Source organism: Mesorhizobium sp. M0800 (assembly GCF_040320095.1).
In the GTDB taxonomy this organism is placed as follows: Bacteria; Pseudomonadota; Alphaproteobacteria; order Rhizobiales; family Rhizobiaceae; genus Mesorhizobium.
In genome coordinates, this window is the sequence record NZ_JAMYOZ010000006.1 from 129463 (window position 1) to 150021 (window position 20559).

The 20559-nt window shown below is 63.8% G+C and carries 20 protein-coding genes and 1 pseudogene; 2 read left to right on the forward strand and 19 right to left on the reverse strand.

Going from position 1 to position 20559, the window contains the following annotated elements:
• Positions 1 to 198: 198 nt before the first annotated feature.
• The 9 genes and pseudogenes from NKI18_RS10580 to NKI18_RS10620 all read right to left on the reverse strand — a co-directional run.
• Positions 199 to 963: pseudogene (locus NKI18_RS10580) on the reverse strand (class I SAM-dependent methyltransferase); the annotation flags it as partial.
• The gene (locus NKI18_RS10585) at positions 960 to 1949 is read right to left on the reverse strand and encodes a GNAT family N-acetyltransferase (protein WP_352614926.1); all 990 of its coding nucleotides are present in this window, start codon (positions 1947 to 1949) and stop codon (positions 960 to 962) included. The pseudogene NKI18_RS10580 and the gene NKI18_RS10585, both read right to left, overlap by 4 nt.
• Positions 1950 to 1956: 7 nt before the next feature.
• Entirely contained in the window at positions 1957 to 3021 is a 1065-nt protein-coding gene (locus NKI18_RS10590; RefSeq protein ID WP_352614928.1) for a glycosyltransferase family 4 protein, read from the reverse strand.
• A gap of 22 nt (positions 3022 to 3043) precedes the next feature.
• Positions 3044 to 3976 carry a glycoside hydrolase 5 family protein gene (locus NKI18_RS10595; protein ID WP_352614929.1) on the reverse strand — a complete coding sequence of 311 codons (933 nt, stop codon included), beginning with the start codon at positions 3974 to 3976 and terminating at the stop codon, positions 3044 to 3046.
• A complete protein-coding gene (locus tag NKI18_RS10600; RefSeq protein WP_352614931.1) occupies positions 3969 to 4730 on the reverse strand; it encodes a TIGR04290 family methyltransferase in 762 nt (253 codons plus the stop codon). Before NKI18_RS10600 ends, NKI18_RS10595 begins: the two co-directional genes overlap by 8 nt.
• Before the next feature lie 2 nt (positions 4731 to 4732).
• Positions 4733 to 5533 (reverse strand): nucleotidyltransferase family protein, encoded by an 801-nt coding sequence (locus NKI18_RS10605; RefSeq protein WP_352614932.1) that lies wholly within the window; start codon positions 5531 to 5533, stop codon positions 4733 to 4735.
• Entirely contained in the window at positions 5533 to 6636 is a 1104-nt protein-coding gene (locus NKI18_RS10610; RefSeq protein ID WP_352614933.1) for a CgeB family protein, read from the reverse strand. Before NKI18_RS10610 ends, NKI18_RS10605 begins: the two co-directional genes overlap by 1 nt.
• 14 nt (positions 6637 to 6650) lie before the next feature.
• The gene (locus NKI18_RS10615) at positions 6651 to 7247 is read right to left on the reverse strand and encodes a histidine phosphatase family protein (protein WP_352614935.1); all 597 of its coding nucleotides are present in this window, start codon (positions 7245 to 7247) and stop codon (positions 6651 to 6653) included.
• On the reverse strand, positions 7244 to 8347 hold the full coding sequence (locus NKI18_RS10620; RefSeq protein WP_352614936.1) for an inositol-3-phosphate synthase: 1104 nt from the start codon (positions 8345 to 8347) through the stop codon (positions 7244 to 7246). Before NKI18_RS10620 ends, NKI18_RS10615 begins: the two co-directional genes overlap by 4 nt.
• A gap of 152 nt (positions 8348 to 8499) precedes the next feature.
• Here NKI18_RS10620 and NKI18_RS10625 point away from each other — a divergent pair, with 152 nt between their 5' ends.
• Positions 8500 to 10332: a hypothetical protein gene (locus NKI18_RS10625; RefSeq protein ID WP_352614938.1), complete on the forward strand. Its 1833-nt coding sequence runs from the start codon at positions 8500 to 8502 to the stop codon at positions 10330 to 10332.
• On the opposite strand, the gene NKI18_RS10630 is transcribed toward NKI18_RS10625, so the two are convergent.
• The 9 genes from NKI18_RS10630 to NKI18_RS10670 are packed head-to-tail and all read right to left on the reverse strand — an operon-like array spanning position 10269 to position 19545.
• Positions 10269 to 10562, reverse strand: a complete 294-nt coding sequence (locus tag NKI18_RS10630; protein WP_031211608.1) for a hypothetical protein — start codon at positions 10560 to 10562, stop codon at positions 10269 to 10271. The genes NKI18_RS10625 and NKI18_RS10630 overlap by 64 nt on opposite strands.
• A gap of 23 nt (positions 10563 to 10585) precedes the next feature.
• Positions 10586 to 11632: a UDP-glucuronic acid decarboxylase family protein gene (locus NKI18_RS10635; protein WP_352614940.1), complete on the reverse strand. Its 1047-nt coding sequence runs from the start codon at positions 11630 to 11632 to the stop codon at positions 10586 to 10588.
• 23 nt (positions 11633 to 11655) lie between these two features.
• A complete protein-coding gene (locus NKI18_RS10640) occupies positions 11656 to 12765 on the reverse strand; it encodes a CgeB family protein (protein WP_352614941.1) in 1110 nt (369 codons plus the stop codon).
• Positions 12762 to 13856, reverse strand: coding sequence for a CgeB family protein (locus tag NKI18_RS10645; RefSeq protein ID WP_352614942.1), 1095 nt, complete (start codon positions 13854 to 13856; stop codon positions 12762 to 12764). Before NKI18_RS10645 ends, NKI18_RS10640 begins: the two co-directional genes overlap by 4 nt.
• The gene (locus NKI18_RS10650) at positions 13853 to 14983 is read right to left on the reverse strand and encodes a CgeB family protein (RefSeq protein WP_352614943.1); all 1131 of its coding nucleotides are present in this window, start codon (positions 14981 to 14983) and stop codon (positions 13853 to 13855) included. Before NKI18_RS10650 ends, NKI18_RS10645 begins: the two co-directional genes overlap by 4 nt.
• 2 nt (positions 14984 to 14985) lie before the next feature.
• Positions 14986 to 16089 (reverse strand): glycosyltransferase family 4 protein, encoded by a 1104-nt coding sequence (locus NKI18_RS10655; protein ID WP_352614944.1) that lies wholly within the window; start codon positions 16087 to 16089, stop codon positions 14986 to 14988.
• Positions 16074 to 17366: a TIGR04295 family B12-binding domain-containing radical SAM protein gene (locus NKI18_RS10660; RefSeq protein ID WP_352614945.1), complete on the reverse strand. Its 1293-nt coding sequence runs from the start codon at positions 17364 to 17366 to the stop codon at positions 16074 to 16076. Before NKI18_RS10660 ends, NKI18_RS10655 begins: the two co-directional genes overlap by 16 nt.
• Positions 17363 to 18442: an NAD-dependent epimerase/dehydratase family protein gene (locus NKI18_RS10665; RefSeq protein WP_352614946.1), complete on the reverse strand. Its 1080-nt coding sequence runs from the start codon at positions 18440 to 18442 to the stop codon at positions 17363 to 17365. The genes NKI18_RS10660 and NKI18_RS10665 overlap by 4 nt, the downstream gene beginning before the upstream one ends.
• On the reverse strand, positions 18439 to 19545 hold the full coding sequence (locus NKI18_RS10670) for an NAD-dependent epimerase/dehydratase family protein (RefSeq protein WP_352614947.1): 1107 nt from the start codon (positions 19543 to 19545) through the stop codon (positions 18439 to 18441). Before NKI18_RS10670 ends, NKI18_RS10665 begins: the two co-directional genes overlap by 4 nt.
• 257 nt (positions 19546 to 19802) lie before the next feature.
• On the opposite strand from NKI18_RS10670, the gene NKI18_RS10675 reads away from it, so the two are divergent.
• Complete coding sequence (locus NKI18_RS10675) at positions 19803 to 20075, forward strand: hypothetical protein (protein ID WP_023676123.1); 273 nt, start codon at positions 19803 to 19805, stop codon at positions 20073 to 20075.
• Positions 20076 to 20081: 6 nt separating this feature from the next.
• On the opposite strand, the gene NKI18_RS10680 is transcribed toward NKI18_RS10675, so the two are convergent.
• Positions 20082 to 20264, reverse strand: coding sequence for a LexA family transcriptional regulator (locus tag NKI18_RS10680; RefSeq protein ID WP_352614948.1), 183 nt, complete (start codon positions 20262 to 20264; stop codon positions 20082 to 20084).
• Positions 20265 to 20559: the final 295 nt, after the last annotated feature.

A 20559-nucleotide genomic window follows, 5' to 3' on the forward strand; every position in this document is an offset into this window, starting at 1 on the left:
CGGCTTTTCCCGTTCGGCATCCGAACCAGCGTTGGGCCGCAATGTTCCGCCGGAAATCGTAAGCAGGAAGGCATCGCCGTCCCAGTGCCGGAAAGGCTTTTCGCCGTCGACGAGGACTTGCATGCCATTTGCGTTGGCGAAGTTATGGACATCGGCGCGATCCAGCGCCGGCGATCCGCGATATGAATAATTCAAAAGCGCGGCCATGCCCGGCCTCTTCAGCACGCGCGCGATTTCCACGAAATGTCGCTCCGCAAGGCCGGCCAGCACCAGATAGGGAAAGCTGTCGACGGCCAGCACGCGGTCGAAGCTGGCATCGCAAAAATCGGCAAGATCGAAACCGCGCGTAGGGCGGAATTCTACATTGCCGAGCCCGGCGCATCGCCGGCGGGCGATCGAGATCATCGCTGGGGATATATCGCTGCCGACGATCCGGTGCGACAGAGCGGAGAGCGCCTGTTCGAACCGACCTATACCACAGCCGATATCCAGTATGTCGCGGTCAGTGCCGGTAAAGCCTCGCCTCTCCAGCCATGCAACGATCTCAGCCGTAGCGGCCGAGAGCTTTTCCTCATTGCCCAGCGATGACAGCTGGACGCTCGCCGCCGGGGAGATCGCCGCCGCCGCGTCAAACCCGGCCGCCAGCCGCTTGACGACCGCATCGTCGGTCTCGTCCTCGCCACGCTCGTGCCGAACGGCAGCACCTATTTTGCGCAGCGTGGCGAAGATCTCGGGCCTGCGCCGCAGCAGGTCGGCAATCCGTTGCAGTTTTGCCGTGTTTCGCGGGTCAGCCGAGTGCGTGTTTTGCGCAATCTTCGCCAATTCTGCAGCATCGATTCCTGTCTCGAAACGGAGAGCCAGCCTTGCGATGACGGCTTCGACGCCGGCACCGTCTGCCATCCAATCCTCCAGCACCCGCCTTGCTGATGTCGACCGCCGAGATTCCGGCTGGGTCGCGCTCATCGCCCTTTGCTCCGCGTCCAGATCTTGCGCATCGTCCACCGGTCTACGGCGCCCCAGCTGTACTTGTAGGCCTCTTGTCCGCGCAGAAAATCGAACTCTTCCGCGCCTTCGCAGATCGCCTGCCTTATCGCTTGGCCGATGAGCAGCGCGCCGGGACTTTCCTCGGCATAGGCCGGATCGAAGCCACCGAGATAAGCGCAAGCGCGGCCACGATGATGGAACCCGTAATAGGCGCCCACGATCGCGTTACCGATCGTGATAAGCCAGCATCGGGCAAGCACCTGTGCGACCAGCTGCGGCAGCGCCTGACGGTGGAATGCTTCCACGCGGGAATCGGACAGAACGCCGTCGCCGTGTCCGGCCCAGCGCGCGCGGTGAAGGCGGATCAGGTGGTCGAGGAATGTCTGCGGATCGGACAAAGCGGGTTCGATGGAGACACTGCCGAGTCTCGACGCGGCCCTGTGGGCGCGGCGCAATTGGCGCCTCCGCCGCGCCGGAACACAGCCTTGAAGCGTCTGGTCGCCGGCGAGGGCGAGCACCGGGCAAGCGGCGTGACCGACGGCTTGGCACGATTCGAGCGCGGCATGCCTGATGGCAAGGCCGGCGCCGCCGGGAGGCAGGTCCTGCAAGATCCACTGTGACCAGCCGACGGAAAGAACGGCGCCACCGATGACTGCGCCGACCGGTTCGGCGATCTCGGGAAGACAAAGGACATCCAGATAGTCGCTCAACGAAATGCCGAGCGGAAGCAATCGCGCGCCGGCGTCGTGGCGTTCCAGATAGAGGGGCGCCAGGCCGACCAGATCGTCGCCACGCCAGATGGCGACCGTCGCTAGCTCGCCGGGAGCAAATGTCCGCCACCATGGCAGCAACCATGCGGGAGACTGGAACGGCGTCGCCGAGGGACTGCGCGACCAGAGTTCCCACCAGCGCGGCTCGAGAGCTTCGAGGTCCGCCGGATCGTCGATGATCTCACTGCGGAGCATGTCCCGCTCACCTCGCCGTCGCGAGCTGCCCGCTGTCTGTGCCGAGCCGTGCCAGCGCCCGATAGGCGTCCATGTAGGAGGAAACCATGCGGTCGAGTGAAAAGCGCCGCCGCGCCTCGGCTCGGCAGGTCTCGGGGTCCAGGCTGGGTGCGGCAGCGATGGCTTCGGCCATCTCGTCGACATCCCCGACCAGATACCCGGTCTTGCCGTGCTCGACCACATCCGGCAGTGCGCCATTCGGGAAGGCCACCACGGGGGTGCCGCAGGCGAGCGCCTCCATGGCGACGAGCGAGCTGGTTTCCGCGGCAAGGCTCGGGATGACTAGGCAGCGGGCTGTATTCAGCAGGCGCCGCTTGGCGACAAAGCCGAGCGGACCAAGGAAGCGGCGCCGGTCGTCCAGCCGGGGTTCGACCTCGTCGCGAAAATACGCTGTGTGCGTTTCGTAGGGATAGACCTTGCCGCCGATGACCAGCGGCACACCGGCCCGTTTGGCAGCTTCCAGCGCCAGATGGATGCCCTTTTCCGGGCAGACGCGGCTGAGCACGAGCGCAAAGTCGTGTTTGGCCTGCGGTTCGCTCAGCGCGTCGACGTCCACTCCGTTGGGAATCGGCCCGATCAGCCTGGCTCCCGGCGGCGCGGTTCTTTGCTGAGCCGCCGATACCGCATGCAGCCACAGATCCTCCCGCGCCGGATTGAGAGCGTCGGCCGGATACCAGTCGAGCGGCAAATGCAGGGTCACCAATGTGGGCCCGTCGCCCGGCAGATAGGCATCGAAATCGATACCGTGCAAATGGACCACGTCGATTGGCCAGCGAGCGCGTGCGGTAGCAATTGCGGCGCAATGAACACGCTGCGCCCGGCGCTTCGCCGCTTCATCGAGCACGCCGGGTTCGGCCGGCGTCTCGATGAGGACACCCGCAGCGCTCGAGCCCTGGCAGCCGATCACGATCGAGCGGTGTCCGGCCTGTACGAGCGCCTGGTCGAGCATCGACAGCACCTGCTCGGCGCCGCCGACCGCATCCGGCCCGACCGGGGCGAGGGGATAGGCGACGTTGAGGACGGTGAGCGTCATGGCTGGGCGGGGCCGAATCCCGTCACGCTGCGGAGGCGCGCAGCCTGCCGACCGAAGGGGCAGCGATGCTGCCGGCATATCGGCGCGTCATTGCCGCGCAGAAGTCGGCGAATTCCTCCGGCACCAGCGGCGGACTGCTGTGGTGCGGCATCATTCCGCGGTGTTCCGGCGTGAAGCAGAAAGTAACCGTCACGTCGAAGTCGGCCAAAGCCTCCATCTGCCGGTCGAACCAGTCAAGTGCGTTCGGCCTGAAGCTGTCGGCCCAGGAAAGCCCGGTGCGCAGATTGGTGACGCCGAGGCGTTTCATCCAGGCGACGGCGTCGTCCAGCCGGTGATCTTCGAAATGGAACCACTGCACCAGTCCCATTGCCGGCGTGTGGTGCAGGAACTCCTCGAGCGCGGGCTTTGGCGTGCCGTCCTGGCGGAGCAGGCCCATGTAGAAATGGCGGTAGTAAGACGAGCCTTCCGCCTCGCGATGGCGCGTCGTCGCTTCCCACTCGCGCGGCAGGTCGTAGAGGCTGTACCATTGGATGCGCGGTGCGTTGCCGATCAGCAATTCCGCGGTCCGGTGCAGGCCCCAGACCTGTACCTCCTCGGCGCCGAAGGTCGACACGCCGACCTCGCTGACCCATACCGGAAGATCGGTGACAGCCGAAATCTCCCCGATCTTCTGCGGCCATTCGTGGATCTGCCAGAGGTTCCAGTCGAGCGGGAAACCGTGCACGGCGACAGCATCGACATGATCGAGCACGTCGAACTCCTTCATCCGTGTCATGAAACCGGCATCGATCGGCGAGATGCCGCCAAGGACCTTGGTCAAGGCCGGATTCTCCGACGCGATCGCGTCGGCGACCAGGGTTGCCATGTTGGCGAAGCGGCTCCAGTCGGGGTCGAGCTCGGGATCCCAGTGGGATTTGTTGTTGGGCTCGTTCCAGATCATCGCGGCTTCAATCATTTATTTGTCCTTTCGACGGGTAGACGACGCCGCCACCGGCCGGCACGTCGGCGGTGCGGCAGAAATAGACCTCCTGCTCCGGTTGCAGGACGATCTCGAAGCCGGCGCTGCGCAGCATGGCTTCGGTGCAGGCGCGATTGGGAATCCACCAGTTGGTCGGGTCGTCGGCATAGCGATGCTCGATGAAATGCAGCTTTGGGAACTCCGGCCGGTCGAACAGATCGTGGGTCCAGAAATGATAATTCTGCTCGAGCGCCGGCACGTTGGTGCTGCCGCGCTGCATCGACTGGAAGATCATCAGGTCCCGGGCGACGTGCTCCCGGATCAGATCGAGTGCGAGCAAGGGATGGCGCAAATGGTAGAGCACCCCCATGAACAGCACGATGTCGAACCGCTCATGCAGGGCGCCAACGTCGTAGACCGAGAGCTGCCGGAATTCGATGTCGCAGTCTGCTACCTCAGCGGCAAAGCGCGCCTGCGCCAGGTAAGCCTCATCGAAATCGATGCCAAGCACGCGGCCGGCGCCGCGGCGTTTCATCTCGATCGAATAGAAACCCGCATTGCAGCCTATGTCGAGCACCGCCTTGCCGGAAAGATCGGCGGGAATGGCGTCGGCGAATTTGCGCCATTTGATCAGGGGGTAATTGCCGAGGAAATGATCGGGAGCGGTTTCGACGCCGGCCAATTCCATATTGTGGAACCATGGGCCGAGCGCATCGATACGGCGGCGGATTTCGGCATCGGAATGCAGCATGGCTAGCCTCCTTCGCCTGCGAGGATAGGGACGTGCTGGTTGCCGGGCAGCGTCACGGCGACTTGGTCGTCCTTGGTCCCGGCGGCGCTTTCAAGCAGGCGAAGTGCGGTGCGGTAGCCGTTGAAGGTGCCGACGTCGACATAGGCGGTGCCAGCCTTGATGCCATAGGCATCGCCTCCGGCGGCGAGATAGGCATTGACCAGCGTGCCGATATATTCGTCGCACCGGTCCCGTTCCCGCCACAGCGCGGCGAGCTGGTGAAGGGTGCGGCCGGGCATCTTGAACGCACCCCAGATCCAGTTCGATTGGGCATTCTGCTGCTTGACCTGGATTTGCTTCACCAGGTCGTCCTGGTCGACAACGACAGCATCGAAGAACTCCGGCTGGTCCACCGGAAACAGCAGGAAGGACAGGCCGTCGTCCGGGAGGGCCAGGAAGCCGTCTTCGGGAAACCAGATCGTATCGGGCAATCCGACCAGAACGGTCTCATCGGCTGTGACGAGCGGTGCGGCACGGAAGATGGCGTCGCAAAGGCCGACCGGAGAGGGCTGCACCACAAACAGCGCAGTCGCGTCGGCATAACCGGCAGAATAATATTCGAGGATATCCGACTTACCCGAGCCGATGACGAAGCAGATCTTGTCGGCCCCCGCGCGCACCATGCGGCGCACCAGGTATTCGCTGACCGCGCAAGGCCGCTCGGTGTTGCCGTCGATGCGGCTGCCGACCGGCAGAAGCTCCTTCGAAAAGCCGAGCGGCTGGATGCGGCTTCCCCGTCCGGCTGCGGGCACGATGCCCAACATCAAACTGCCTCCTTCAACGGCTCGCCGTGCGTGGAGCCGTGCAGTGCATCGGACAGGATGCGGTCGAATTCCTTCGCGCGCCGCGCCGAGGTGTGTTCGTCCAGCACCCGCTCGCGCGCTCGGCGGCGGATAGCGTCAAGCTCGGCGTCGGACAGGTCGAGCGCGGCGACCACGTCGTCGGTGCTGTTCGCCACGACGATCTCTTCGCCGGGCCGGAAAAAGGCCTCCAGTCCCGGCCATGTGTCGCTCACCATCGCGGCACCGCAAGCGGCGGCTTCGAACAGCCGGCCGGAAGGACACCAGCCCCTTTCGGCCATCGCCTCGCGGGTCACGTTCAGGGTCAGCCGTGATGATGAAAAGAAGGCAGGGTGGTCGGCCGGCGGCAGATGCCGGACGAAGAAAATATTGTCGCTCCACGGGAATTCCTGCGGATATTGTGCGCCGCCAATGATGAAGCGGCGCTCCGGCAGGCGCGCAGCCGGACTGACCAGCAGCCTCTCGACCCCGGCCTGGCGGTCTGCCGCATAGGTCCCGAGATAGGAAAGGTCGCCGGCGAACTCCGGCCTGGGCGGGGCCGGCCGGTGTCGCTCTGGATCGACATGGCCATAGAGCGGCATGACGCGGCGTGCACCCAGCATCGACTGCAATGCGTCTATGGCGGTTCCTCCCGTATAGCTCAGCACGAGATCGAAATCGCGAAGCCCTTCCGGCCCGAAATAGGCCGGAGGATCACCTTGTTCGATCCGCGCCAGCGTCACCGGCGTATCCAGATCGTAGAACACCTTCAGCCCGCGACAGGCCTGGTGGGCAAGGCGCGACGCGCTCACGGCATCGGGGCAATAGGAGGTGACGATGACCACATCGGCCTCATTCATCGCCTGCTCGCCAACGCGCTGGATGTCCTCCCAATCCTGATAAAGGACGAGGTTGCCGCCATCCAACTGGTCGAGGTCGCGCGTCCCGGCATAGTAGGGAGTGTTGCGTTCGAAGAAGGTGATAGACCAGCCCAGCCCGGCCATCGCCCGGATCAATCCGCGCCACAGCGTGGCGTGCCCATTACCCCACGACGATGTCACGGTAAGACCGAAAATGACCATGCGCATCCGGCAATTCCTCGTCAGGCAGCTTCGTTGAGTCTGATCAGCTTCGACCCCCAGTCCCCCCAAACAACCGTGGTGATCGACGCTGGGTCGATATCGAAGCGAAAGCAGTTTCCCAGCGACAGGCCGAGCACCTTGCACACGGCGGCCTTGATGACGTCGGCATGGCTGACCAGTGCGACGCCCTGGTTCTGGTAGGTGCCGCGGACCTGCTCGATCAATGAGACGACGCGTTGCTGCACGTCCAGCATGGTCTCGCCGCTCGGTGTTCTCGCCTGCTGACGCTGGTCGTTCCACACCCGCCAGTCGGCATCCTGGTTCAGCTCTTCGAAGGTCTTTCCCGACCAGGTGCCGAAGTCGATCTCATCGAGTTCCTCGCGGATCACGATTTCACCGGCATTGCAGGCGAGCGCGATCGGATTGGCAGTCTCCTGCGTGCGTTCGCGCGGGCTGCAGAAGATTGCCGCTATCGCCTCGCGTGCCATGCGGTCTGCCAGATGCGAGGCCTGTGCCCTGCCGGCTTCGCCGAGGCACACGCCGGCCATCCGTCCGGCAAGATAACAGCCGACATTGTCGTGCGCGGCGTGGCGCACCAGAAAAAACGTCGTCGTCATTCCGCGGCATCGAGCATCGGCTCGTCCTTGCCGGCGATGAAAGAGAGCGTGCGCTGACGGGCTTCCGCGTCGGTGAACTGCTCGGGCGGCGATTTCATGAAATAGCTGCAGGGACCGGTCAGCGCGCCCGCGATACCGCGGTCGAGCGCCAGCTTGGCGCAACGCACCGCATCGATGACGACGCCGGCCGAATTGGGCGAATCCCACACTTCCAGCTTGAGCTCGGCATTCAGCGGCACACCGCCGAAGGTCGTGCCTTCGACCCGGATATAGGCCCACTTGCGATCGGTCAGCCACGGGACATGGTCGCTCGGCCCGACGTGAATGTTGCCGGGCTCCAGGGGAACGTCGATCTGGCTGGTGACGGATTGCGTCTTTGAGATCTTCTTCGATTCCAGCCGCTCGCGTTCCAGCATGTTGAGGAAGTCGGTGTTGCCGCCGAAATTGAGCTGGTAGGTACGATCGATGCGCACGCCGCGCTCGCGGAACAGGTTGGCGAGCAGCCGGTGGACGATCGTCGCACCGACCTGGCTCTTGATGTCGTCGCCGATCAGCGGCAGGCCGTGCTGCTCGAAGCGTCGGCGCCACTCCGGCCGCGAGGCGATGAAGACGGGTATGCAGTTGACGAAGGCACAGCCCGCCTCGAGCGCGCACTCGGCATAATAGCGCGTTGCCTCCTCCGAACCGACAGGCAGATAGGACACCAGGATTTCGGCGCCGCTTTCGGCGAGGATCTTGCCGACATCGGCGACCGGCTCGTCGGCCTCCTCGATCTCGTCGCGCAGATATTTGCCGATGCCGTCCAGTGTCGGCCCGCGTTCGACGCGAACGCCGGTAGCCGCCACGTCGGCAAAGCGGAAAGTATTGTTCGGCGCGCTGTAGATCGCGTCTGCCACATCGCGTCCGACTTTGCCCTTGGCGACATCGAAAGCGCAGACCACCTCGATGTCTTTGACATGGTAGCCGCCAAGATCGGCATGCATCAGCCCGGGGATGGGCTCATTGCTCCTTGCGTCACGGTAATAGGTGATGCCCTGAATAAGGGAGGAGGCGCAGTTGCCCACGCCTACTATTCCGATCCGAACTTTCTTCGATCCCACGAAACCGCTGCCTATGCTGTTGAAGGTAAGTTCTTCGTGCCAAACCGCCTGCCTCGCTGATTGTTCCTTGCCGGCTGCAAAAATCGTGCAACCGATGGTGGATCAAAGTAGCTCTCGCCGAGTTGTGCAGTGAGGCCAACCGGGACGGGACAATGATCGTCTATGGCGACCACAAGCGAATTGAGAGCGCGGGATATGTTCGCGGCTCAGCCTGCAAGGCGGCCGGGCACATTGCGGACATGCCAAGCGGGATCGAACGCCACGCAGCCCTGGTCGGCCTGTTCATCAAGATCTCGGAATTGGTCCAGGGCCTTGCCGATGCTGAATTCGAGGCCAACGGCATGGACAGGAATTCCCGACAGCGGATCGCGGGCGCAAATCTCCTGGTCGGCTTGGCCCGGGACGTGGGCAGATCGTGGGCGGCCGGATTCGCGATCGACGGCCCGGTCCGTGCGGACGTGCCGCGAATGCTGGCCGAACTCGATTGCGACGGCGAAATCCTCATCGACACGGCCGAGGGCTACGCCCATTACGCGCTCTATCCGGAGAGCTATTTCGTCGCCGCGCGGCAGTCGGGTCTCGATGCGAACACATGCGTAATCGGCATCCGCAGCATCGGCCTGGGGCTTGCCGCGATGGTGGCTGCAGCCATCGGCGCACCGGAACCCGTCAGCGTCCGTCCGACCGGTCATCCGTTTCGCAGGCGGCTTGCCGCCGATCCGGAACTGATCGGTAGCTGGATGACGAAGCCGTCGGCCCGCTTTGCCATCGTCGACGAAGGCCCGGGCCTGTCAGGAAGTTCGTTTCACGCCGTCGTCGCATGGCTGCAAAGGCTGGGCATCGATGCCGGGCGCATCCATCTGTTCCCAAGCCATTCGGCTGGCCCGGGCCCCGAGGCATCGACGAACAGTCGGGAGGCATGGACGGTTTGCCAAAAACACAGCGTGGATTTCGAACGGACTTTCCCCGCTGGATCCGCTGTCCCGACGTTGCGGGATTGGGTGGCCAGGACGATCGGCAGCACAGCGGTCAACTTGACCGAAATATCTGGCGGAGAGTGGCGTCGCTTTCGAGACAGGACGGAGGAACATTGGCCACCTGTTCACCGCGGCTTCGAGCGGCGAAAGTTTCTTGCTTCTGCGGGCCGGGAAAAATGGTCGGTCAAATTCGTCGGCCTCGGTGAAATCGGAATGCACAAGGCCGAGACTGCCAGGAGGCTGAATGACGCAGGCTTTGGCCCGGACATCGCCGGGCTGTGCCATGGCTTTCTCGTTGAACGCTGGATCGACGGTACAACGCTGGAGCGGGCAAGGCATTCGAAAGAAAAAATGGTCGCTCATCTCGCGCGCTATCTGTCCTGGCGCGCAGCCAATCTGCCCGCCTCCGAACCGGGCGCCTCGCTGGAGGCGCTTGCCGACATGGCCGTGCAGAATACAAGCGAGGCTTTGGGCGAAAGCCGCGCGGCGGAGCTGCGGAACTGGTTCTCGAAACAGGCTCCACCAAAGACCATGCAGCGGGTCGAAATCGACGGGCGGCTTCATCCGTGGGAGTTCATCCTTTCGCGCGGCGGAACGCTGATCAAGACGGACGCCCTCGACCATTGTCGGTCGCACGATCTGGTCGGCTGCCAGGACATCGCCTGGGACATTGCTGGCGCCCGTGTCGAGTACAGCCTCGCCGACGCGGCGACTGCGGCACTGTGCAAAGCTGTCGAGGCGACTACGTCTCGTCCCGTCGATGCCAATCTGGTCCACTACTACGAGCCCTGCTATCTCGCCTTCCAGCTTGGCTTGTGGAGCATGGCTGAGCGATCTGGCGATGATCGGGAACAGATCCGGCTGGCGGCCGCGGCAAGACGTTACGCTGCCGCGCTGCTTCGTTTCCTGGAGAACCAAGGGGAGCTGCGGCCCTTCGACCAGGATCAGTCCAGCCGGCGCAGCATATCCGCTTCCTTTTCGAGGATGGCCGCTACCTCCTCGCGCTGAAGATGCGTCATCATCAGGCTCACACAACATTCCAGATAGGTGATGGAGGCGCGCCGCAGGAAGGCAGCCGTCTCCTTTGCGGCCATTTGTTCGATGTCTTTGGCGGATCGCTTCGGATGCACAATCGTCTCCATGCCGGTACCTTGACAGAACCAGAAGCTGGACGGGTTGTTCCCGCGACGAGAAAAAGTGACCAAATCCGAGACGACGGCGCTTTCCGTGGTGACCAAGCAGCGGCCAGACGCTCCCCGCCTCAGGCCGGCAGGTTTTGCAGCCGGCCTGAGGCAGAACGCACGGTGGCGGCAATTCGACGTCTTCTGTCGACCATCTGCGCCGTCTCAAGCTCAGCAAAATAGCCGATTGTGCGCATCAAGCCCTGCCTGAGCGGCACTTTGGGCGACCAGCCGAGAAGCTTCCTTGCACGGGATATGTCGGGTTGCCGACGACGAGGATCGTCTTGCGGCAGCGGCAGGAATTTCAAGTCCGATTTGGTGGCGGTCATGCCTCTCACCAGGCCCGCCAGTTGCAGGATGGTGAACTCCCCCGGATTGCCTAGATTGACGGGCTGGCGTGGATTGGGATCGACCTCCATCAACCGGATCAAGCCGTCGACCAGATCGGAAACGTAGCAGAACGACCTGGTCTGCAGCCCGTCGCCGAATATCGTCAGCGGCCGTCTCTCGAGTGCCTGCATGATCAGATTGGAAACGATCCGTCCATCCGCAGGGTCCATCCTGGGACCATAGGTGTTGAAGATGCGCGCGACACGGATATCGGCCTTTCCCATTCTCAAATAATCGAAGCATAAGGTTTCGGCGGTGCGCTTGCCTTCGTCATAGCAGGCGCGGGGCCCGATGCAGTTCACGTGGCCGACATAGTCTTCCTTCTGCGGATGCTGTTCGGGATCGCCATAAATTTCGCTGGTGGACGCCTGCAGGAAGCGGGCGCCATTGCGGGCGGCGAGCTCCAGCAGATTGAGCGTTCCGATGACGCAAGTCCGCGTCGTATGGACCGGGTCGGCCTGGTAACGCGGCGGCGAGGCCGCGCACGCCATGTTGAAGATGCGGTCAACCGCTTCGCCAAGCTCCAACGGACGGCAAATGTCTTGCTTGATCAGCCGAAAATCCGGACGATCGGCGATCGATGCTATGTTCTCCATGCGGCCGGTAAGGAAATTGTCGACGCAGATCACGCGCCAGCCGGCCTGGAGCATTGTCTCGCAAAGATGCGAACCGAGGAAACCTGCGCCGCCGGCGACAAGCACGGTCTTGGTCCGTTGCGCCTTTCTTGATAGCTGCATCTCTATCTTCTCCCGTCTGCGGGTCATGCTGCGCTCTCGACGTCCAGATCGAGAACAGAACGTGGCGATTTGGTCTGCGCCAGCAGCGAAACGAATTCGCGGGCTCTTGCGATGCTTGTGTGAGCTGCGAGGATGAGCACGCGCGCCTGCCTGGCCATGGCAAGCCGGGCGCCGTCGGATTCCCCAGACAGGATACCGATTACGTCCTCGGTCCTGCGCGCCGTGTGGATCGTCCGCTCTGGAAACAGGCTGTCCAGTCCGGCCCAGCTATCGCTGATGATCGCCGTGCCGCAGGCGGCTGCCTCGAAGAGGCGTACGCTGGGCGACCATCCGGCCGCGATCATGGAACTGCGCGTGACGTTCAACGTGTAGCGTTGGCGGCTGTAAAAGGCGGCGTGATCTGCCGGCGGCAGGTGTTCGATGCGATCGACATTGTCCGGCCAGGCGATTTCGCGCGGATATTGCGAGCCTGCCACGACGAAGCGGCGCTCCGGCATGCGACGCGCCGGTTCGAACAGCAGGGTCTCCAGCGTCGCCTGGCGGTCGGGGCTGTAGGTGCCGAGATAGCCGAGATCCCAGCGGATTGGATCACCGGTTCCGTGATGCCGTTCCGGGTCGACGGAGCAGTAGAGCGGCTCGGCCCGCCTCGCGCCGAATTCCGCCGTCAGACGGGCAAGCGTCGGCCCGCCGGTGAAGGAGAAGTAGACGTCGAAATACGGGACCTGCCGCCTGGCAATGTACTCGCAATCATCGGTCGAAAGCTTTGCCAGCGTGATCGGCGTGTCGATGTCGTAGAAGCAGAACTGACCCGTGCACAGCGATGCCACGACGTCGATGATTTCAGGGCCTTCGGGAACGAAGGAGCCGACGACCACGATATCGGCATCGCGCAGGCAGCGCGCAAAATTGCGGCGAAGATCATCGATCGTTTCATAGTAGCGCAAGGCGCAGAAATCGGGATCGCGCAGATCCCGGTGACTTGCGTACCACGGCACGTCGCGTTCGAGAAAAGTGACGCGGTGGCCGAGTTCGTGGAGACCTTTAAGCAGCCCCCGAAAGGTGGTGGCGTGGCCGTTTCCCCAGGATGAGGAGAGCGAGAGGCCAAGAAAGACGATGTCGAGCGGCTTCGTCATTCGGCCGCCTCCACGGTCGGACGCTCGAAATGGCGCCTGAAGATGGCGTCGGCTAAAACGGCACGTGTCGTATAGGTATGTTCGCCAAGCACGCGCCGAAGCGCCGATGTCCCGATCGCCTTAGCCCGTTCGGCACTAAGGCTTTGCATGATCTCGGCGACGTCCTCGCCATCGCGCGCGACCAGGATTTCCTCGCCGGGTTTCAGGAACAGGTCCACGCCGAGCCAGGCGTCGGTGATGAGGCATGCGCCGGCGCCCGCCGCCTCAAAAACGCGCGTCGCAGGCGAAAAACCGTTGGCCGCCATGCTGTCGCGGCTGATGTTCAGCACCGCCTTGGCCGTGACGTTCAATGCATTGTGGTCGCGCGTGCCGACATGGCCGAGCCATCGGACATTGGTGGGCATCTGCTTGTCGCCCCAGCCCGATCCGCCGAGCAGGAACCGCTGATCGGCGGAGCGGCCGGCCGGTTCGAGGAAGAAGGCCTCGACGCGCGCCTCGCGGTCCGGCAGCCGGTTGCCGAGAAAGGCGAGATCGCAGGCAAAGCGCATGTCCTTGCCGACCGGATGATGCGTTTCCGGATCGAGCGCGTTGTAGATCGGCACGCATTCGGCCGCCCCCATTGCCCGATAGGCCCAGACCACCGGGTCGCCGCCGCCATAGGTCAGCACCAGGTCGATTTCCTGCAGCGCGCGATGCAGCGGATGATCGGGCTCGTCGCGCAACTGGCCAAGCGTCGCCGGCGCATCGACATCCCAGAATACGGTGAGCGCATCGGCACGGGCGTGATCGAGCACCGCCCGCAACAGGGCGTCGTCGGCGAAACCGACGCCGCTCGCCTTGACGACGATATCTGCCTCCGCCGCCCGCGCCGCTACCTGCATCAGCGCCTGTGGGGTCGCCTCATAGACGACGACGGCACACCAGTCCGGCGCCTCGATGTCGCGGTTCTTCTGGCGATCGTAGACATCGGGCTCATAGAAGGTGATGTCATAGCCGAGCCTGGCCAGAGCCTTGAGCAGCCCGCGGTAATAGGTGGCCGCGCCGTTCCAGTAGGACGACAGCAGGCTTGACCCGTAAAATGCAATCTTCATTCGGCGGCCTCCGTTGCAAGGATCGTGTCCGCGGCTTGGCGGCGCCGGCATTCGGCGAGCACGCCGAACAATTGATCCGCCCGGTGCCGGCATGTGTGCCGCAAGCGGATGGTCTCGAGGCCCGATGTCGCCAGAGAAGCGGCGAGATCCGCGTCGTGCAGCACGGCGCGAAGATGACGCCGCATCTCGGAACCGTTGTTTGCAAACAGAAAATCTACGCCGGGCCTGAACAGGCGTTCGACATCGGACCACGGCGCCGAAACGAGCGGGATGCCGCAGGCGAGCGCCTCGAACATGCGGATGGTCGGGATGCCGGGCAGGCTTTCGCGGTATGGACGCCTGGGGATGTGCACTGTGATGCGGTTTGCTGCAAACGCCTTCGGCACGTCGGCGTTGGCGATCCAGCCTTCGTAGTGCAGGCCGGCGGCCGCAAGGTCGGCGAGCGCTTGCCGTGGATAGCGAACGCCGTGGACAGTGCCGCTCAATCCGAGCTCACGCACCGGCTCGACCAGGAATTCCCTGATTTCGGCGCTGCGCTCGTCGTCGCCCCAATTGCCGATCCAGATCAGGTCGGCGCTGCGCTCGATTTCAGGATGGGGCTGGAACAGATGGTCATCGGCTGCCTCGTGCCAGGTAAAGACCCGCTTGCCCCATCCGGCGCGAAGATAGCTTTCCCGCAGCGCCTCGCCGAAGGCGAGCACGCCGTCGTAATGTTCAAGCTGCAAGGCAGAAATCGCTTGCGTGGCCGAGATGGCGCGATGGTGCGTGTCGTGGAACAGCAGCGTGAAACGGCCGCCAGTTGCTTTCGCCTTGCCCAGCCGCGCAACAAGGTCCGGCTCGGTCCACTCATGCACGATCACCACATCGGCATCGGATATCCAGGCTTCGTGGTCGAAAGCGGCATCGTAGGTCACCGGCATCAACTCGGGGAAATCCTTCCGGAATCGCTCGATCGCGAAGGACCCTTTCTCGGCTACCAGGTTCGACCGGCTCCAACCGTCGGCGGGTTCCAGCGCGATCGCCTGGTGCCCGCGCGCGACCAGCTCACGCATGATGCCGCGCAGGAAATGTGCGTTGCCGTGGTTCCAGTCGGAAACGATCGAATGGGTGTAGAACAAAAACCGCATGATCAACTATCCGCCATGGTGGCCAGGGCCGCCTTGTCGTAGACGCCGCGCATGGCAGTCGCCTGTCTTGCCAATGAAAATCTGCGGCTTCGGCGGGCGGCTGCCTCACCGAGTTCTCGCCGGCGCTGCGCGTCGCTGCAAAGGCTGTTGATGCAGCTGGCGAGATCGTCCGGATCGCGCGCGTCGTAGAATAAGGCCGCGCCGTCCCACAGTTCCCGGTAGGTCGCGATATCGGCGAGCACCAAGGGCGTCTTCGACATCGCGGCTTCCAGCGTGGCCAGACCGAACGGTTCGTAGAGCGACGGCGATACGAAGATGCCGGCCCGGGCCATCAGCGAGCGCACTTCCTCATGTGGCACCGGTCCGACGGGAACGGCGTGACTGAAGCCAACATGCTGGCCGTCCGGGCCTTGCAAGGAGCCGGCGACGAAGACCGGCCATTGCGTCAGGGAGGCGGCCTGGTCCAGCACCGCCGCATTCTTTCCTTCGTCCCACCAGCGCGCGGCGGCGAAAACGACCGATTCCCGTCTTTCGCTCTTCGCGCCGGGCCGCGCCCCGTTGCCGACGACGCTCAGGCGGGCGATCGGCCCGTAGCAGTTTTCGAGCATGTCGGCATGGCTGCGGCTGGGTGCAACGACAATGCCTGCTTTGTCGAGACCGCGCCGGTTGCGGTCCTTCTGCCAGGCCCATTCGCCGTCCGCCGCCTGTCCCTTGACGGCGTGGAACCATGTCACCACGCAGGAATGCGAGACCGCTACCACCGGGCAGGGCACATCGAGCCCCGCGGCCTGCGTCGGCGCGTTGAGATGGACGATTTCGACGGCGTAGTCACGTATGAGCGGGTGCAGCTCCTGCTGCAATGTGTCGAGGTCGTGCTCGTTGCGGGTCATCCAGTCGGGCGGCGTGTTGAGCCATGTCAGCGCCGCAAACGACTGGGCCTCCTCGGCCTGCTGCCTGGACGGTTCCGGACCAAGCCCGGCAAGCACGACGCTGTCGCCGCCGGCGACCAGTTGCCTGGCCAGATCGAGCGCATAACGCCAGACGCCCCCAACGGCATCGACAGTCATCAGGATACGCCGCGGCCGCGGGCTCAGTGTCCGCAACATGTGGCCTCCAATTCGGCCAGCGGACGCGGCCGCTTCTCCTGGATGTCGCTGAACGTTCGGAAGGATGCGAGATAATGTTCATGCGCGCGCTCCCAGGCGAGATCGTCCGGCTCGCCCCAAAGTTCGCGGTAGCTCGGCGAACTCGGATAAGGATAGAGCGGCACCGGTTCGTTGGCCCAAACGCCGTTGTCGATCAGGTGCTTCCGCCAATAATCGACGAGCGCGGGATCGTCCTCGACCACGCCGATCAGATTGGCCTGCACGAACGGCACGTGGCGCCTTGCGTCGACCAGCAACGCGGCCAGCTCCTCGGTGCCCAAACGGCAGCGTTTTGCCAGCATGGCGCGGCCTTCCACCGTCAGGCTTTCGAGCCCCGCCTCGATCGAGACGCAGCCGGCGGCACCGAGCAGCTTCAGCAATTCCGGCTTCCAGAGGTCGATACGGGTCTGCACGCCGAACTTCACATCGCGATCGACCAGCGCCTCCAGCAAAGCCTTTTGCGGCAGGAAGATCTCGTCGATGAAGTAGATGTAGCCGACGCCCTGTGCGATCAGCCGGTCGACCTCGGCGATCACCGCCTCGTGGTTCCTGCGGCGGTAAGCATCGCGGAAATCGATCTTGGCGCAGAAGCTGCAATTATACGGGCAGCCGCGTGACGCTTCGACCTCCGCTCCGAAACCGACCTGATCATCGTCGAAGCGGTGATGGTGGTGCGAATGTGCGGCAATCCAGTCCGACGGCCATTCGAGCGGCGGGTGATCGATGAACGAGCTCGCATGGACGCCGCCGTTCGAGACCAGTTCTCCATCCTCGAAATGGGCCGTGGACGGCACCGCAGTCCAGTCGTCGCGCCGGGCAAGTTCCGCGACCACTTCCTCGCATTCGCCGCGCACGACAATGTCGACGCCAAGCTTGCGCAAAGTCGGCGTCGGCGTCGCCGAGCCATGCGGCCCGACGGCGACGGTGCGACCGCCGCGCCCGGCAAGATGATTGAGGAAATCGGCCGGCACGCGCAACTCGGGCGGTGCGCAGCGCCAGAACAGGTAGGTCGGCGCGGTGCTGACGACGGTCATGTCAGGCTCGAATGCGGCGACGCGATCGGCGAGCGCGGCGTTGTCGAGCTTCTGGATCTGCCCGTCCAGCATCAGCACCTCGTGGCCGGCTGCTTCGAGCAGCGCTTTCGAATAGCCGAGTTCGAGCGGCAGATGCGGCTGGCGGCAGCCGAAATAGATGCTGTCCTGGTAGGTCCAGGACGGACTGATCAGAGCGACCCTCATGCCACGTACCTCGCCGGTTCGGGATGCGGGTCGAGGCGATGACGCTGCAGCCAGTCGGCGAGGTCGCGGATGCCGTTTTGCCACGGGACGTGCGCTTTCCATCCCAGTGCCACCTCGATCGCGCGTGTGTCGGCGACGAAGAACGGTTGGTCGCCGGTGCGTTCGCGGTCGTAACGGATCGGAACGTCCCGTTTCGTTATGTCGCGAATTTCCTTCAGCAGCATGCGCAGGCTGACGGCGTTGTCCGGTCCGCCGCCGAGATTGAATGCTTGGCCCTTGATCGCCTCGATCCGGTCGAGCACGGCGCGATAAGCCGCGACCGCGTCGGCAACGTGGAGGATGTCGCGCACCTGCTTGCCGTTGCCATAGATGGTGATCGGCCGGTCGGAGAACGCGCTAAGCAGGAAATGGGCGACCCAGCCCTGATCCTCCGTCCCGAACTGGCGCGGTCCGTAGATGCAGCTCATGCGCAGCACCGCCGTCGGCAGATCGTATGACTTGGCGTAGTCGAGGACATACTGGTCCGCCGCGCCCTTGGAGCAGCCATAGGGCGTGCAGAAATCGAGGCCGCGCGTCTCGTCGACGCCATGCGCTCGGATGCCCGCGTCGCGAGGCGCGTATCTGCCGTCTTCTTCGCGCATGGCAAGGTCGGCGAGGCGGCCATAGACCTTGTTGGTGCTGGCGAAAACGACGGGGATGCGCTTGCCGCTGCGGCGAGCGGCTTCCAGGACGTTGAACGTCCCGCGCAGGTTGATGTCGAAATCCTCGTCCGGCCGAACCAGGCTCGTGGTGACGGCGGTCTGCGCGGCAAAGTGGAAAACCGCCCTCGAGCCTGCCACCAACGGCGCGAGCGCCTCGGCGTCACGGACATCGGCGATTTCGACGGCGAGGCGGTTGCCGTGCTTTTGCGTCAGCCATTCCAGGTTCTGCTCGACGCCGGGACGGCTCAGATTGTCGATGACCAGCACCGGCTCGCCATCCGACAACACGCTGTCGGCGAGGTTCGAGCCGATGAAGCCGCTGCCGCCGATAATGGCGACGGGCGCTTCGCGAAAATTGCGTGAATCCGGTCTCATGATACCAGCCCTCGCGCTTCGAGTTCCCGCTTCATCTCGGCGCTGCGATCGATGGCGACCGTGTTACGCACCCAGGCGACGAAATCGCCGAGCGAATGCTCCAGCCGATGCTGCGGCTGGAAGCCGAGCAGTTCGCGCGCCTTGGAGATGTCGGCAAAGCAATTGCGGATATCGCCGGAGCGTGCCTTGCCGAGGATTTCGGGCTGGCGGCCAGGCACGCCCATTGCTTCGGCGAGCAGCCGGGCGACCTCGCTGACCGCGTAGGCTCGCCCGCTGCCGATGTTGATGACGTGGCCGCGCGCCTGGGGCTGTTCCAGCGCCAGCCGGAAGGCGAGGGCGACATCGCGTACATGAACGAAGTCGCGCTGCTGTTCGCCGTCTTCGAAAATCAGCGGCCGCTGGCCATTGGCGATGCGCGAGGCGAAGTTCGCCAACACGCCGGTATACGGGTTGGAGAGTGCCTGTCCGGCGCCGAAGACATTGAACAGGCGCAGCGCCACCGCATCGACGCCATAGGCTTCGCCGAAGATCAGTACGGCGCGTTCCTGGGCGTATTTCGTCAGCGCGTAGATCGAGGCGAGGTCGACCGGTTTCTGCTCGTCGGTCGGCAGCGGCAACAGGACTTCACCTTCCGGCGACAGGGGATTCCATTGGCCGCTGCGGATGTCGTCCGGCTGCCGTCTTGCATTGTCGATGCGCCGGCCGTCCGGCGTGGCATAGAGACCCTCGCCATAGACGCTCATCGACGACGCAACGACGATCCGTTCGATCGGCCGTTTGATCAGTGCCTCCAGCAACGTGGCGGTGCCGAGGTCGTTGGCGCCGACATAGCGGGCGATCTCGTACATGGACTGGCCGACGCCCACTTCAGCCGCCAGGTGAATGATCGCGTCGACATCGTCGACCGCCTCTGCGATGGCGTCGCGATCACGAACGTCGCCTTTGATCAGCTTGGCGCCTGGCGGCAGGCTGATTGCCTCGCCGCCATGCACCTGGTCCAGCAGCGCATCGAGAATTGAAACCCCATAGCCATGTTCAACGAGTTCCTGGGCGACGTGGCGGCCGATAAAACCGCAGCCTCCCGTGACCAGTATACGTTTCACGACAACTCCTCATACGAATGGCTTTGCCGCCCCAAACTTCCGGGCGAAAGGTTTGTTCCCTTGCTTCAACAAAGTTCAGGAGGCTCGCCGGGGTAGGTTCAACCAGGCGTGGGAACATCGAAGGCTGCTTGGTGTTAGGAGCCATGTTCGACCAACCGCGCGCACATGCCGGGCAGCGATGCATCTGCTGGTTGTGTGGAGGCAGACCTGCAACGCGGGGGTCCCGCGGTCTGCGGTGGAATCGAAGGGAGATTGCGATGTCTGAATCGAAGACGACCACCGATCACGACGAAATCCGCCGTTGGGCCGAGGATCGCGACGGGCGGCCGGCGGTGGTGCGCACCAAGGGCGAGGGCGGCATACTGCGCATCGACTTCGGCGAGCCTGAAGAGACGTTCGAGCCCGTTGAATGGGACGAGTTCTTCAGGATCTTCGATGAGAACGAACTGGCGTTCCTCTACCAGGATGAGACCAGCGGCGGAAAGACCAGCCGCTTCAACAAGTTCGTCGAGCGCAGCCGGAAAGGCTAACATCGTCTAGTACCCCTGCACAGAGGATTCGACGGGTTCGATGGGTTGTAGCCTGGGTCGGATATCGGGTTTGACGAGCAGTTCAATGCTGCGCGCGAGGCCCGGTTGCCTGCGGATCAATCCGGCCCGCTCGAGGGTGAGCACCATCTGATGGACGGAAGGCGCGGTGACGCCGAAGAAGCGCTGCATGTCGCGTTGGCCGCAGAACTATTCGAGACGGCGGAAGCGATCGAGCGCGTCCTCGTCATAAGGGATGCCTCCCAACTCTCAGGGTGCGCCGAGGCTAGACTTCGCCTGGAAAAGGCGACGACGCGCATCATCGACTATGGCGGCGGCGACCTCACGCAAGAACCCTTTCACGTGAGGATCGTGCTTGCAGATGGCGTCGCCGCCTACGTCGGATCGGCCAACCTGCTCAGGCGCTCGAAGGCAGCAAACCCGAGTGCGGAATGTTATCGAGGGTCCGGCTGTTCATGCCGTCAAA

What these genes read in the sequence shown, in the direction of transcription:
- NKI18_RS10595 (WP_352614929.1), bottom strand. Translation starts at nt 3,976, where the DNA reads ATGATTGAAGCCGCGATGATCTGGAACGAGCCCAACAACAAATCCCAC.
- NKI18_RS10610 (WP_352614933.1), bottom strand. Translation starts at nt 6,636, where the DNA reads ATGCGCATGGTCATTTTCGGTCTTACCGTGACATCGTCGTGGGGTAAT.
- NKI18_RS10680 (WP_352614948.1), bottom strand. Translation starts at nt 20,264, where the DNA reads ATGCAGCGCTTCTTCGGCGTCACCGCGCCTTCCGTCCATCAGATGGTG.
- NKI18_RS10635 (WP_352614940.1), bottom strand. Translation starts at nt 11,632, where the DNA reads ATGCAGCTATCAAGAAAGGCGCAACGGACCAAGACCGTGCTTGTCGCC.
- NKI18_RS10640 (WP_352614941.1), bottom strand. Translation starts at nt 12,765, where the DNA reads ATGACGAAGCCGCTCGACATCGTCTTTCTTGGCCTCTCGCTCTCCTCA.
- NKI18_RS10660 (WP_352614945.1), bottom strand. Translation starts at nt 17,366, where the DNA reads ATGAGGGTCGCTCTGATCAGTCCGTCCTGGACCTACCAGGACAGCATC.
- NKI18_RS10615 (WP_352614935.1), bottom strand. Translation starts at nt 7,247, where the DNA reads ATGACGACGACGTTTTTTCTGGTGCGCCACGCCGCGCACGACAATGTC.
- NKI18_RS10650 (WP_352614943.1), bottom strand. Translation starts at nt 14,983, where the DNA reads ATGCGGTTTTTGTTCTACACCCATTCGATCGTTTCCGACTGGAACCAC.
- NKI18_RS10645 (WP_352614942.1), bottom strand. Translation starts at nt 13,856, where the DNA reads ATGAAGATTGCATTTTACGGGTCAAGCCTGCTGTCGTCCTACTGGAAC.
- NKI18_RS10605 (WP_352614932.1), bottom strand. Translation starts at nt 5,533, where the DNA reads ATGTTGGGCATCGTGCCCGCAGCCGGACGGGGAAGCCGCATCCAGCCG.
- NKI18_RS10590 (WP_352614928.1), bottom strand. Translation starts at nt 3,021, where the DNA reads ATGACGCTCACCGTCCTCAACGTCGCCTATCCCCTCGCCCCGGTCGGG.
- NKI18_RS10665 (WP_352614946.1), bottom strand. Translation starts at nt 18,442, where the DNA reads ATGAGACCGGATTCACGCAATTTTCGCGAAGCGCCCGTCGCCATTATC.
- NKI18_RS10600 (WP_352614931.1), bottom strand. Translation starts at nt 4,730, where the DNA reads ATGCTGCATTCCGATGCCGAAATCCGCCGCCGTATCGATGCGCTCGGC.
- NKI18_RS10585 (WP_352614926.1), bottom strand. Translation starts at nt 1,949, where the DNA reads ATGCTCCGCAGTGAGATCATCGACGATCCGGCGGACCTCGAAGCTCTC.
- NKI18_RS10625 (WP_352614938.1), top strand. Translation starts at nt 8,500, where the DNA reads ATGATCGTCTATGGCGACCACAAGCGAATTGAGAGCGCGGGATATGTT.
- NKI18_RS10675 (WP_023676123.1), top strand. Translation starts at nt 19,803, where the DNA reads ATGTCTGAATCGAAGACGACCACCGATCACGACGAAATCCGCCGTTGG.
- NKI18_RS10655 (WP_352614944.1), bottom strand. Translation starts at nt 16,089, where the DNA reads ATGTTGCGGACACTGAGCCCGCGGCCGCGGCGTATCCTGATGACTGTC.